Origin of the sequence: Providencia sp. PROV197, assembly GCF_028479625.1 — a bacterium.
In the GTDB taxonomy this organism is placed as follows: Bacteria; Pseudomonadota; Gammaproteobacteria; order Enterobacterales; family Enterobacteriaceae; genus Providencia; species Providencia vermicola.
Window position 1 is genome coordinate 1 of record NZ_JAMPNZ010000038.1, and the last position, 13628, is coordinate 13628.

The following is a 13628-nucleotide window of genomic DNA, read 5'->3' on the forward strand; positions in this document are numbered from 1 at the left end:
GGCAACCCCTTTTTTGCATTTTTTTATTCAACTGCTGCATTCCACAGCAAAACCCCTACTTATACTGACTTATCCACCAAGTTATCCACAAAGCGAAAATAATTTAAAATTTATCGCGCATTACGCAAACGTTTGCGTTACAATTAGCGCGAAATTTCAGCATTGATTTTGTTTTTATGTTCTGAAATTGTTAGTGACTTATATATCGCTATTGAAGAAGCAATCAAATTCCGCTTTTATAAATAGGTATATAAGAAAAGCCAGTGGCTTTTCACTCATTGATATTCGTATTGCCTTATTTATTCAAATCCAAGGGATCTATCTCATGCAACTGCTTCGTCCTATTCGTCGTGCCCTGCTTAGTGTGTCTGATAAAACAGGGGTTGTTGAATTCGCTAAAGCGCTTTCCGAACGTGGTGTTGAACTTCTATCAACTGGCGGTACTGCGAAACTCCTCGCAGAATCAGGTCTTAACGTGACTGAAGTTTCAGATTACACGGGATTCCCTGAAATGATGGATGGCCGCGTAAAAACGTTGCACCCGAAAGTTCATGGTGGCATTTTAGGGCGTCGTGGCACTGATGACGCAATCATGCAAGAACATGATATTTCGCCTATTGATATGGTTGTTGTGAATTTATACCCTTTTGCTCAAACAGTAGCAAAACCAAACTGCACACTAGAAGATGCGGTTGAGAATATCGATATCGGGGGCCCAACCATGGTGCGCTCTGCGGCTAAAAATCATAAAGACGTTGCGATCGTAGTCAACAGCAATGACTACCAAACTATTATTGATGAAATGGATGGTCACCAAAATTCGCTGAATTGGGCAACCCGTTTTGACTTGGCCATAAAAGCGTTTGAACACACCGCCGCTTACGACAGCATGATAGCGAACTACTTTGGCGAGTTAGTTGCCCCTTATTATGGTGATACCACGCAGCCTTCTGGTCGTTTCCCTCGCACATTGAATTTAAACTTTATCAAAAAACAAGATATGCGTTATGGCGAAAACAGCCACCAAGATGCCGCTTTCTATATAGAAGAAAACCCAAAAGAAGCATCGATTGCAACCGCACAGCAAATTCAAGGCAAAGCGCTTTCTTATAATAATATCACCGATACCGATGCTGCTCTGGAATGTGTGAAGTCATTCGATGAGCCTGCCTGTGTGATTGTAAAACACGCGAACCCTTGTGGTGTCGCTATCGGCAAAGATATTCATGCAGCTTATAATAATGCATTCAAAACTGACCCAACCTCTGCGTTCGGCGGTATCATCGCATTTAACCGTCAGTTAGATAAAACAACTGCACAAGCTATTATTGAACGTCAATTTGTTGAAGTCATTATTGCACCTTCAGTAGCAAATGATGCATTACCGATTCTTGAAACCAAACAAAATGTTCGCGTACTTGTTTGCGGTGAATGGAATAAACCCGTTGCAGGCTTAGATTTCAAACGCGTTAACGGTGGTTTATTAGTCCAAGACCGTGATTTAGGCATGGTAGAAAAAGAAGAACTACGCGTTGTTACGACACGCCAACCTACTGAACGTGAACTAAAAGATGCCTTATTCTGCTGGAAAGTCGCGAAATTCGTTAAGTCAAATGCGATTGTTTATTCTAAAAATGACATGACCATCGGGATTGGTGCAGGCCAAATGAGCCGTGTGTACTCAGCTAAAATTGCGGGGATCAAAGCGGCCGACGAAGGTTTAGAAGTTGCAGGCTGTGCGATGGCCTCAGATGCTTTCTTCCCATTCCGCGATGGTATCGATGCGGCTGCCGCCGTTGGTGTGACTTGTGTTATTCAACCAGGTGGCTCAATTCGTGACGAAGAAGTCATTGCTGCGGCAAATGAACATGGTATTGCGATGATTTTCACTAATATGCGCCATTTCCGTCACTAATTATTAGGAGATTATTCATGAATATATTAATTATTGGCGGTGGTGGCCGTGAACATGCATTAGCGTGGAAAGCGGCGCAATCGCCTTTAGCAAAAAAAGTTTATGTTGCACCAGGTAACGCAGGAACAGCACTTGAGTCTGCTATCGAAAATGTGAATATTTCTGCTACTGATATTGATGGCCTGCTGCAGTTCGCCAAAGAAAAACAAATCGATTTAACGATTGTCGGCCCTGAAGCCCCTTTAGTGATTGGCGTTGTCGATGCATTTAAAGCGGCAGGCTTAACAATTTTTGGCCCAACAAAAGGGGCTGCACAACTTGAAGGTTCAAAAGCATTTACTAAGGACTTTTTAGCTCGCCATCATATTCCGACTGCGGCTTATGAAAATTTCACAGAAGTGGAACCCGCGTTAGCGTATTTAGATAAAGTCGGCGCACCTATCGTGATTAAAGCTGATGGCTTAGCGGCGGGCAAAGGTGTTATTGTCGCGATGACACTTCAAGAAGCAAAAGACGCTGTTCAAGATATGTTAGCAGGCAATGCCTTTGGCGATGCAGGACACCGTATTGTGATTGAAGAGTTTCTTGATGGTGAAGAAGCCAGCTTTATCGTGATGGTCGATGGTGAGAATGTCATCCCAATGGCCACTAGCCAAGACCATAAACGTGTTGGTGATGGTGATACGGGCCTCAATACAGGCGGAATGGGGGCTTACTCTCCCGCTCCAGTTGTCACAGATGAAATTCATCAACGTGTGATGCAGCAAGTGATTTATCCTACTGTTAAAGGCATGGATCAGGAAGGTAATCGTTACCAAGGCTTCTTATACGCAGGGTTAATGATTGATAAAGCGGGCAATCCAAAAGTTATCGAATTTAACTGCCGCTTTGGCGATCCTGAAACACAACCTATCATGATGCGGTTACAGTCAGACTTAGTCGCACTGTGTTTAGCCGGCGCGAACGGTGAGCTGGCAGGCAAAGATTCACTGTGGGATGAGCGCCCTGCTTTAGGTGTTGTCATTGCTGCTGGGGGTTACCCTGGGGATTACTGTAACGGTAATGTTATTTCTGGATTGCCAACCACTGAAGCCGCTGATAGCAAAGTGTTCCATGCAGGCACTCGCATGAAAGATGGTGATGTCGTTACTGCTGGTGGCCGTGTACTATGCGTGACCGCGTTGGGTGATGATATCGAGAAAGCCCAAACTAAAGCATATGAAGCCGCTAAGAATATTCACTGGAATGATAGCTTTTATCGCAACGATATCGGCTACCGCGCCATCGCACGTATTAAGTAATAAAATCCAATAACCGACAAGCTGATAAGAGGAAACTTTTATCAGCTTTTTTATTGTTGTTTGTTTTTAATAGCAGCCAATGGCTCTAAGTATTTCGAAGCATAGCTAGGCGGCAAGGTTACTTATGCCCAGAAGCATAGATAACTATGTGATTGGGTTAAGTCACCGAAGCCAACAACGCTAGGATTTGAAAGACGACGAGCGGTGAAATTAGAGTGAATCTTTAGAAGGCTGCCAGCGGCAAAAATCCGTATCCGCCACCATCAAAAGCTGATTTCCCTCGGAAGACTCCAACCACGCCAAATTCAGCTGAGAATGCCACACTTTCGCACGGCTTTGTAACCAGTTTTCAGCATATGGTTCGAAAGTCACGTCTCTCACATCACCTTCGCAAGTCGTCACTTTACCTTGCTGCCAACGCCCTTGATAAAGTTTAACGCCACCCACGATAAGCGCGGTGTTGGTCTCAAGTACCCGAGCTGCTTCAAAGCGCCAACGCGTGATTTCGTCGGTAGAAAGAGGTGTTTTAGTACCATCCTGAGCACGCTGCATAAAAATAACATCATTATTTTTATCGAAGCGTAACTGTTCCGTAATATCGCCACCTTTTTGGTTCAAGATTTGGCTGCGAATTTGCCAGAGATTACCAGAACGGTATTCGAAGAAATTAACGGAAGTATCAGTGCCTTTATAAGGACTGTAAACCATCATCAAGACAAGGGGTTGGCTTTTTGCATCATTCAGCCGCCACATACGAATGACGCCATCATCGGCAATAAAACCACTTGCACTAAACTCTGGAAGCTTTGGTGCATTCGAGGAACAGGCGCTTAGCATTGAGAGAGCTCCCAATACCAGCAACCCTTTTTGAATAAACAAAAGGGGTAGTTTCTTACCCCCTCTGATAATTCGAGTATACAATGTACTTATTTTACAGCTTCTTTCAGTGCTTTACCGGCAGAGAAAGCTGGTACAGTTGTCGCAGGAATTTGGATTTCTGCTTTAGTTTGTGGGTTACGACCAGTACGAGCAGCACGGTGGCTAACTTTAAAAGTACCGAAACCGACCAGTTGTACACTGTCACCTTTTTTCAGCGTTTCAGAAATAGCATTCAGAGTAGATTCTAAAGCTGCTTTTGCCTGAACTTTGGTCAGGTCTGCTGATTCTGCGATAGCATCAACTAATTCAGTCTTGTTCATAAATTATCCTTACACAGTGTGTTTATCGTTTGCAAAGCATCGAGTGCGTCGGATATGCCAAATTGACAGCCCCTGATACACGCCCCCGATAGCCACTTCTTCTCGCCCCTAAATGTAGACCAGAGTAGGGGCAAATGTGAAGTCTTAGTACTCAGCATTACTGCGCTAAGTCACGTTTTCGATAACGAAAGCGTAAAAATTAGCCTAAAGTAATACCTATATTGCTCACCCCCGCTTCGCGAAGGTCAGATTTTAATCCTTTAATTAACTCTAAGTCGCGCTCTTCACAAGCTGCCAGTAAACGGAAAATGTCCCACTGGATATCCCACTCTTCTTCAATCGCAGGAATTTCTTTAAGTTCTTCATCTGTCATTTCCCGCCCTGCTTGAGTCATTTCGAGCATGGCAACCGTACGAATGGAGGCTTCGCTAACCAATATTGCGTGCTCAAGGGTTTCCCCACTCAATTTTGAGTGAATGATTTCACCTAATGCAATACAGGCATCAATAGCTGGATACACACCATACATATCGAAATCATCTGCTGATGGGATAATTTCTTCTAATTTCTCTAACTGACTGTCGAAATTGACTTTGCTATCTTTAATGACCAAAGTTTCCCAAACTAAATCAAGGATGGAACGATAAACTTTTGCATCGGCAAATTCAGTTTGCTGACAAAACATCTGAAAGTTGGGATACATTCTTTCACATAAACTTGCCATGAAAGTTGTATGTTGCCAGCTTTCTAATTTTTCCAACCTCAAATGAATGGGATTTCTTAACATAATTTCTGACTCATCAATCTTAATACTTCGCAGTTTACCTGAAAATCTGTCAATGCCACATATTTTGCTGATAATTAGCTGATTTTCTCATTCATTCGCTTAAAAAACGTTCGATTTGATGCAATTCCGTCAGCAAAACGTGTTGGTTCAGGCAACCTATAACCCTTTAGACACTGCTTAACCCACGATAAGGAAGACGAAAAACCGACTTTATACCCCGGCGAAACATATAATGGTTTGCAGCGTTTTTTGCTCCGCAATACCCAACCGAGTTGATTTTTCCCTGCCATTAATGGCTGAACACTTTCGGGAGAGTCGTCTAATTCAGCTGCATCACCACATAAACGACTTTTTGCAACGCCTATCGTTGCAACATTGGCCTGTAAACCAAAATGGCAAGCCACGCCAAAGCGCCTTGGGTGAGCAATACCTTGCCCATCCACGAGGACTAATTCAGGCTTGTGCTGTATTTTTTCCCACGCAGCCATTAGACCAGGCACTTCACGAAAAGAAAGTAACCCAGGTATATAAGGTAACTGAGTCGGGATTCGCGCTATCTGATACTCAACGAGTTCTAACTGTGGCCAAGACAACACAACTATCACTGCACGGGTAATTGTGCCTTGTTGTTCAAAGCCCACATCCGCCCCACCAATCAGTTTCAATGATGGAAACTCATCCTGCAAAATGATTTTTGAGGCTTGGCTAGTTTGTTCTTTTCGTAGCTGTTGAGTATCTAAAACCATAGCGCATCCAATGCTTCGATACTTAATTATTCTTAATCATAGATGATAATGGTGTACTTACAAGGTTCTATAAATACACCAAAAATCAAGAACATCAAGAAATGATGACTACTGATGATATTGGCGAGAGAAACGGTGAACCGCATCAACAAATGTGCCTGCATGTTCAGGTGGCACATCCTGATGGATGCCGTGACCTAAGTTGAAAACATGCCCTTCGCCGTGACCAAAACCAGACAGGATATTTTGCACTTCGTCTTCAATACGTGCAGGTGGCGCATACAACATAGACGGATCCATATTACCTTGCAGCGCAACTTTATCGCCAACACGGCGGCGCGCATCGGCAATTTCTGTTGTCCAATCAAGGCCTAATGCATCACAACCAGTTGCAGCCATTTCTTCTAACCACTGTCCGCCACCTTTGGTGAACAAGGTAACTGGCACACGACGGCCATCGTTTTCACGAATTAATCCATCAATGATCTTATGCATATAGTTCAAAGAGAACTGTAAATAATCACGTTTAGTTAATACACCACCCCATGTATCAAAAATCATAATGGATTGTGCGCCCGCACGAATTTGCGCATTTAAGTATAAAATGACGCTATCCGCCAGTTTATCCAATAATAAATGCAGTGTGTTCGGGTCTTCATACATCATTTTTTTGATTTTAGTGAAGGCTTTACTACTACCACCTTCTACCATGTAAGTAGCTAATGTCCATGGGCTTCCAGAGAAACCAATTAGTGGCACGCTCCCTTCAAGGGCTTTACGAATGGCACGAACAGCATCCATCACATACCCCAGCTCCATTTCAGGATCGGGAATTGGGATGTTTTTTACATCCGCCACAGAGGAGATAGGCTTTTGAAAACGAGGACCTTCGCCTGTTTCAAAATACAGTCCAAGTCCCATGGCATCAGGGATAGTTAGGATATCAGAGAATAAAATTGCGGCGTCTAATGGGAAACGACGTAATGGCTGCAATGTCACTTCACACGCAAGCTCAGTATTTTTGCACAGCGCAATAAAATCACCAGCCTCGGCGCGCGTTGCTTTGTATTCAGGCAAATAACGCCCCGCTTGACGCATCATCCATACCGGGGTCACATCTACAGGCTGACGTAGCAGAGCACGTAGATAGCGGTCATTTTTTAACTCAGTCATTATTTACTCCATTATTATTAGTGGCCGCCGCAAATGGCTATAAGCAAAGATGGCTATTGTAACATGTAAAAGGCAACAATATCAGCGCACTGCTACTTGTCCGATTCGTACTCACTTTGACGACACAACGCTACTGTGTCCTCAATTAGGCGCCTTGCGATAGTATCTCCTGGAGGGATAAGCGGTAAGTTATTGTAATGATACCAATTTGCGCTGACTAACTCGTTTGGATCAACCTGAATATCACCGCTCTCATAATCCGCAAGGAAGCCCATCATTAAGGAATGAGGGAAAGGCCATGGCTGTGAAGAGACGTAGCGAATATTTTTCACTTTTATCTGGCTCTCTTCCATGACTTCGCGCATAACGGCTTCTTCTAATGTTTCACCCACCTCAACAAAACCTGCTAATACGGTAAATAATGGGTTTTGGGAATGACGACGGTGCTGCGCCAAGAGAATATGGTCATCACGACGGATCCCTACGATAATACAAGGGGCAATTTGCGGGTAATAACGCTCATGGCAATGATCACACAAACACGCCCATTCTGTTGCACTGTGGCGCATTGCCGTACCACAGTAACCACAATAGCGGTGGGAACGATAGAATTCAGCCAGTTGTACGCCGCGCCCTGCTAGGCGGAATAAGCCTTCATCTTGCGCTGCAACAACCCGCGGAGACGCCATATCTGATGGCATTTTTTCTGCGATCAGCCAGACAATTTCCCCTTGCCATTCACCGATTGGCGTCGCACTTTTACCTTCTAATGAATAGTCTTTAGCACTGCCGCGTGGAATATCCCCTTTCGGTAACCACAATCGACCAGCGAAACAGACGAACCACCAGCCACTTTCTGTTCCTACTAACGTTAATTTATTCATTTTCTCTATCTTTTTTAGCTTTTTGTTGTTGATAAAAAGGTTGTCGATAAAAAATCAGTCTCGAATCACACAATACACTTCTTTGACACAATGTCATTCAAACGTTTGTTTCATTTCCTATCCCTGTCAATTTTGACAGTTTTTAGACAATTCATCCCTTAAAATGTCTAAAAACTGTCATAAAACGGTCAACTCACTGTCACTAATTAAAATTAGGATGCTCAGTAACCAATCTGGTTCACCGTTCCTCAAAAGTGAGAAAACAATGAAAGCTATCGTTCCTGCGATTTTACTATCACTGACCGCATCCAGTATGACATTTGCTGCTGATGCTAATTTAACAGAGTTAATCAATGCAGCGAAAAAAGAAGGGCAAGTTTACAGCGTTGGGATGCCTGATTCTTGGGCAAACTGGAAAGGAACTTGGCAAGATTTAGCCACGCAATATGGCTTAAAACACCAAGATACGGATATGAGTTCCGCACAAGAAATTGCCAAATTTGCCGCCGAAAAAAATAACGCAACGGCAGATATTGGTGATGTAGGCGCATCGTTTGGCCCTGTAGCGGTACAAAAAGGAGTCACCCAGCCTTATAAACCCACCACATGGTCACAAATTCCTGATTGGGCAAAAGATAAAGATGGCCACTGGGCATTAGCCTATACCGGTTCAATTGCCTTTATGATTAATAATGACTTAGTTAAAGATGCACCAAAAAGTTGGGACGACTTATTAAAAGGCAAATACAAAGTCACCGTAGGTGATGTTGGCATTGCAGCACAAGCCAACAATGCCGTTTTAGCCGCTGCATTTGCCCGCGGTGGTGATGAAAATAACCTTAAACCTGCCATTGAATTGTTTGCTGAGTTAGCTAAGCAAAAGCGCCTATCAGTCAATGACCCTACCGTTGCAAATATTGAAAAAGGTGAAGTGGAAGTTGGGATCTTATGGGACTTTAACGCCTTGAATTATCGCGATCAGATCAACCGAGATCGTTTTACTGTTGTCATTCCATCCGATGGCTCAGTGATCTCTGGCTACACCACTATCATCAATAAATTTGCAAAAAACCCAAATGCGGCCAAGTTAGCACGTGAATTTATTTTCAGTGATAAAGGTCAGTTGAACCTGGCAGAAGGCTATGCTCGTCCAATTCGTGCCCAATATCTGACATTACCTGATGATGTTAAAGCAAAATTACTACCAGAAGAACAGTATAAAAATGTTCAGCCAATCAAAGATGCTGACGGCTGGGAAAAATCATCGCGTAATTTACCAAAAATGTGGCAACAACAAGTTCTGATCCACCAGCAGTAATTGAATTTGTTGAATTTAGGAATAAAAGTCTGATGTCTGAAAAAGTCATACTTGTTGTCCTAGACGGCTTAAGTTATTCAGTAGCCCATCAGTGTATGGGCTATCTCAATGGACTTATCAAAGCCGATAGCGCAACACTTTATCAATTGGAGTGCGAACTCCCTTCCATGTCCCGCCCGTTGTATGAATGCATTTTAACAGGTGTGCCGCCAGTGAAAAGCGGGATCGTCAACAATGAGGTTGTACGTTTATCCCACTTTGACAGCATTTTCTCTCTCGCACGTCTTGCAGGCAAAACCACAGCAGCTGCCGCTTATTATTGGGTGAGCGAGCTATATAACCGCGCACCATTCGTGGCGACTCGCGACCGCTTTACGCACGATGAATTGCTCACTATTCAGCACGGCTGTTTTTACCAAGCAGACAGCTACCCCGATGACCATCTCTTGCTGGATGCAGAGTATTTGCGTAACCAATTTGATCCTGACTTCTTGTTGATTCACCCGATGAACATTGACGATACAGGGCACAAGTTCGGGTTTGATTCACCGCAATACCGCAATGCAGCTCGTCATGCCGATATTATTTTGTCGAATTACATCCCAACATGGATTGAGCAAGGCTATCAAATTCTTGTCACTAGTGACCATGGCATGAACAATGACCGTAGCCATGGCGGTACACTCCCCGAAGAGTGCTGGGTTCCGCTGTTTGTTATGGGTTCAAAATTTGCCCATCAGCCTTGTGATATTCAGCAAACTGACATTTGTGGCACAGTATGCCGTTTATTGGGTATCGACCCGCTCGACAAGCCTGTGTGTGATGCGCTATTACAAGGAGATGAATGATGGCTGACCTGACTGCGCCCTACGAGCAAGCCCAACCACAGCTGGGGAAAATGGCCATGTTAAAAAAAACCTTTGCCCGTTTTCATTGGCGCGCAGCATTACTCTTGTTGCCCTTTTTTGTATTGTTTGGCCTATTTCAACTCGCCCCGATGATTTGGGTGTTTATCAACAGTTTTATCTATGAAGAAGCCTGGTCCTTAGGTAATTACTTTGATGTGTTTACCAATGATTTTTACCTGCAAGCCTTCGAAAATACCTTATGGTTATCGTTGATTTGTAGCGTGATCGGTTTGTTTATCGCTAGTGTTACCGCCTTTTCTATCTACAAGATGCAAGGCAAGGTGCGCCGAATGATGATTTCATTCACCACTATGGCAAGTAACTTTAGCGGCGTTCCGCTGGCCTTCGCGTTTATCATTATTTTGGGCTTTAATGGCGCAATCACTTTGCAGCTCAAAGCGTGGGGGATTATCGAAGATTTTAATATCTACAGCGCCAGCGGGTTAATGCTGCTTTATGTCTATTTTCAAATTCCACTCGGTGTATTGTTGCTCTACCCTGCCTTTGATGCCCTCAAACCTGAGTGGGAAGATGCGGCAAAAACTATGGGGGCCAGCAAATTAACCTATTGGTTGAAAGTCGCTATTCCAGTGCTTTCCCCAGCTTTACTTGGCACTTTTATTATCTTAATTGCCAATGCGATGGGTGCGTACGCCAGTACCTATGCATTAACTAGCGGTAACTACAACCTTGTGACCATCCGTATTGCCAGCTTAGTGTCTGGTGATTTATTCCTCGAGCCAAATATGGCGGCGGCGTTATCTGTCCTACTTATCGCTATCTTAGGGTTTATCACGGGTATCCATCATTGGTTAATCAAGCGGAGCTACCATGCAAAATAACAATGTGATTAGCCCTATAATAACCAATAAGAACTCTGGATTATGGTTTCATAAGTTAGTGCTAATCAGTGTTGCCAGCTTATTAGCACTGCCTATTATTGCTACGTTTGTGTATTCCATCGCCAGTTCTTGGGGCGCAACCGTGTTACCCGATGCTTTGTCCATTAAATGGTATCTGCAATTGTGGCAAGACCCGCGGTTTTTAATGGCATTTGGCCGTTCGTTGATTATCTGTTTTGGCACGCTGTTAATCAGTACCTTGGTCATTTTACCGATGACATTTGCTGTGTTTTATCGCTTTCCCAAGCTAAAAGGGCTAATGGATTTATTGATAATCCTCCCTTTTGCGATCCCCCCCGTGGTGTCGTCCGTCGGTTTATTGCAAATTTTCGCGGATGAACCATTTATGTTAGTGGGCACTCCATGGATCTTAATTGGCACCTATTTCACCATCACACTGCCATTTATGTACCGCGCCCTCGCCAATAGTTTTCAAGGGATTAACTTACATGACCTAATGGATGCGGCACATTTGCTGGGGGCAAATACCTTTAATGCTTTCATGATGATTGTGCTGCCAAATATTCGCAAAGGCATGTTGGTTTCATTATTAATTTCATTTTCATTTTTGATGGGTGAGTTTGTGTTTGCCAATATTTTAGTGGGAACACGTTATGAGACCTTGCAAATCTACTTGTTCAATATGCGCCAAACCAGTGGGCACTTCACTTCTGCACTAGTGATGTCTTACTTCTTATTTACGTTATTGCTGACGTGGTTAGCAATGCGTTTAAATCGTTCAGGAGATGAATGATGAGCTATGTTATTGCTGAAAACTTAACGAAATCTTTCGGGTCAAATCAGGTCTTCGCCGATATTCAATTTACCATTGAAAAAGGCGAATTTATCACCCTATTAGGGCCAAGTGGTTGCGGGAAATCAACGTTATTACGCTGTATTGCAGGCCTTGAGCAACCTAATAGTGGTGAGCTTTATATTAACCACAAAAATATTACTCACCAACCTGCCCAACAACGCGGTGTGGGCATGGTGTTTCAAAGCTATGCGCTATTCCCCAATATGACCGTCGCAGACAATATCGCCTTCGGCTTAAAAATACGTAAAATCGATAGCAACGAAAGAACCAAAGCCGTTGCAGAAGTAATCGAACTGGTTGAATTGCAAGGTAAAGAGCAGCAATTTCCCCACCAATTGTCAGGCGGACAGCGCCAACGCGTGGCACTAGCAAGGGCGCTAGTAATGAAACCGCAAATTTTATTACTCGACGAGCCGTTATCCGCCCTTGATGCACGCATTCGTAAGCATTTGCGCCAGCAAATTCGACATATTCAGCGGGAACTTGGGCTAACGACGATTTTTGTCACCCATGACCAAGACGAAGCGATGATCATGTCTGATAGGATCTTTTTGATGAATAAAGGGCAGATCGTACAAAGTGATACGGCAGAGAATATTTATACCCAGCCAGCGAACGAGTTTGTTGCTCGTTTTATGGGGCACTACAATTTGGTGGATGCTCACAAAGCCAATACCATGTTAGGGTTAAATTTACAGGGTACACTCGCCATCCGCCCTGAATCTATTTATGTGAAAGAAGCGGGTCGCCAATACGGTACACATATTTCTCACCCTGTGGATGCCGTGATTTTAGATCATCAGTTGCTTGGCAATATTATTCGTTATAGCGTGAATACCCCTGTAGGAGATATGACCGTCGACCTACTCAATCGCTCTTCTGAACGTTTATTTGAACCTGGCACCCGCCTTGAGTTAATGTTTAATAAAAATGAAATTCGCGCACTTAGCTAATCATACGATAGGAATATAATGCAAAACCAATTAGCCATTTTTGACTTAGATGATACGTTGATTCAAGGGGATAGCAGCGTATTGTGGACACAATACCTGTGGGATAAGCAAATCATCAGTGACCCGCAGTTTGTGGAAGCCGATAAAGCCATGATGGCGCAGTATAATGCAGGCACTTTGGATATGCCGACTTACCTGCATTTTAACCTGCAAACCCTCGCTAATATCAAAACGGAACAAGTGGATATCTGGCTGGATGATTTCGTGCAAAGCGTGGTTTTACCAAAGATCTACCCTGAAGCGAGTCAAACGATCGCCCGCTACCGCGCCAAGGGGATCCCGATTATTGTGATCTCTGCAACCGTTTCATTTATTGTCAAAAAGATCGCGGCTCAACTCAATGCCGATGTCGCCATGGGCATTGATATTAAGCAGCAAAATGGCTGCTATACGACCGAAATTGATGGTATTCCAACCTTTAAGGAAGGTAAGGTTAAACGCCTTATGAATTGGGTTCGCCACCAGCCAATCACCGATGCGTATGTATACTTCTACACCGACTCTGCTAACGACCTCCCGATGTGCCAATTCGCCGACGAAACGTTTATTGTCAACGGCGACCACCGACTTCTCCAAGCCGCCAATGAAAATAATTGGCCGCAATATCAGTGGAATTTATAAACCTTATTGTTATCCGAACCTTGATTTCAATTTTTTAGGTTTTA

14 protein-coding genes are annotated in these 13628 nt (G+C 43.7%); 8 read left to right on the forward strand and 6 right to left on the reverse strand.

Features of this window, described 5'->3' with window-relative positions; translation table 11 throughout:
- Nucleotides 1-325 precede the first annotated feature (325 nt).
- On the forward strand, nt 326-1915 hold the full coding sequence (gene purH / locus PR808_RS19350; RefSeq protein ID WP_272539914.1) for a bifunctional phosphoribosylaminoimidazolecarboxamide formyltransferase/IMP cyclohydrolase: 1590 nt from the start codon (nt 326-328) through the stop codon (nt 1913-1915).
- A 17-nt stretch (nt 1916-1932) separates the two neighbouring features.
- A complete protein-coding gene (gene purD / locus PR808_RS19355) occupies nt 1933-3216 on the forward strand; it encodes a phosphoribosylamine--glycine ligase (protein ID WP_206086785.1) in 1284 nt (427 codons plus the stop codon).
- Between the two features lie 210 nt (nt 3217-3426).
- Here purD and PR808_RS19360 read toward each other — a convergent pair whose 3' ends face one another.
- The 6 genes from PR808_RS19360 to nudC form a co-directional block, all read right to left on the reverse strand.
- Entirely contained in the window at nt 3427-4053 is a 627-nt protein-coding gene (locus PR808_RS19360) for a DUF1481 domain-containing protein (protein ID WP_206086786.1), read from the reverse strand.
- 89 nt (nt 4054-4142) lie between these two features.
- A complete protein-coding gene (locus PR808_RS19365) occupies nt 4143-4415 on the reverse strand; it encodes an HU family DNA-binding protein (RefSeq protein ID WP_206086787.1) in 273 nt (90 codons plus the stop codon).
- Nucleotides 4416-4614: 199 nt separating this feature from the next.
- Nucleotides 4615-5202, reverse strand: coding sequence for a YjaG family protein (locus PR808_RS19370; RefSeq protein WP_206086788.1), 588 nt, complete (start codon nt 5200-5202; stop codon nt 4615-4617).
- Between the two features lie 74 nt (nt 5203-5276).
- Nucleotides 5277-5948 carry a deoxyribonuclease V gene (nfi, locus tag PR808_RS19375; protein ID WP_206086789.1) on the reverse strand — a complete coding sequence of 224 codons (672 nt, stop codon included), beginning with the start codon at nt 5946-5948 and terminating at the stop codon, nt 5277-5279.
- A 108-nt stretch (nt 5949-6056) separates the two neighbouring features.
- Nucleotides 6057-7121: a uroporphyrinogen decarboxylase gene (hemE, locus tag PR808_RS19380; protein WP_272539915.1), complete on the reverse strand. Its 1065-nt coding sequence runs from the start codon at nt 7119-7121 to the stop codon at nt 6057-6059.
- A gap of 92 nt (nt 7122-7213) precedes the next feature.
- Nucleotides 7214-8005: an NAD(+) diphosphatase gene (nudC, locus tag PR808_RS19385; protein WP_272539916.1), complete on the reverse strand. Its 792-nt coding sequence runs from the start codon at nt 8003-8005 to the stop codon at nt 7214-7216.
- 265 nt (nt 8006-8270) lie between these two features.
- Between nudC and PR808_RS19390 the strand changes: the two genes are divergently transcribed.
- Genes PR808_RS19390 through PR808_RS19415 form a run of 6 tightly spaced genes read left to right on the forward strand, consistent with a single transcriptional unit; the run spans nt 8271 to nt 13584 of the window.
- The gene (locus tag PR808_RS19390) at nt 8271-9323 is read left to right on the forward strand and encodes an ABC transporter substrate-binding protein (RefSeq protein ID WP_225820915.1); all 1053 of its coding nucleotides are present in this window, start codon (nt 8271-8273) and stop codon (nt 9321-9323) included.
- A gap of 32 nt (nt 9324-9355) precedes the next feature.
- Nucleotides 9356-10171 (forward strand): alkaline phosphatase family protein, encoded by an 816-nt coding sequence (locus PR808_RS19395; protein WP_272539917.1) that lies wholly within the window; start codon nt 9356-9358, stop codon nt 10169-10171.
- A complete protein-coding gene (locus PR808_RS19400) occupies nt 10171-11073 on the forward strand; it encodes an ABC transporter permease (RefSeq protein WP_206086794.1) in 903 nt (300 codons plus the stop codon). The genes PR808_RS19395 and PR808_RS19400 overlap by 1 nt, the downstream gene beginning before the upstream one ends.
- Nucleotides 11063-11887 carry an ABC transporter permease gene (locus PR808_RS19405; protein WP_225820913.1) on the forward strand — a complete coding sequence of 275 codons (825 nt, stop codon included), beginning with the start codon at nt 11063-11065 and terminating at the stop codon, nt 11885-11887. Before PR808_RS19400 ends, PR808_RS19405 begins: the two co-directional genes overlap by 11 nt.
- Nucleotides 11887-12903 carry an ABC transporter ATP-binding protein gene (locus tag PR808_RS19410; RefSeq protein ID WP_272539928.1) on the forward strand — a complete coding sequence of 339 codons (1017 nt, stop codon included), beginning with the start codon at nt 11887-11889 and terminating at the stop codon, nt 12901-12903. Before PR808_RS19405 ends, PR808_RS19410 begins: the two co-directional genes overlap by 1 nt.
- Nucleotides 12904-12921: 18 nt before the next feature.
- The gene (locus tag PR808_RS19415) at nt 12922-13584 is read left to right on the forward strand and encodes an HAD family hydrolase (protein WP_272539918.1); all 663 of its coding nucleotides are present in this window, start codon (nt 12922-12924) and stop codon (nt 13582-13584) included.
- Nucleotides 13585-13628 lie beyond the last annotated feature (44 nt).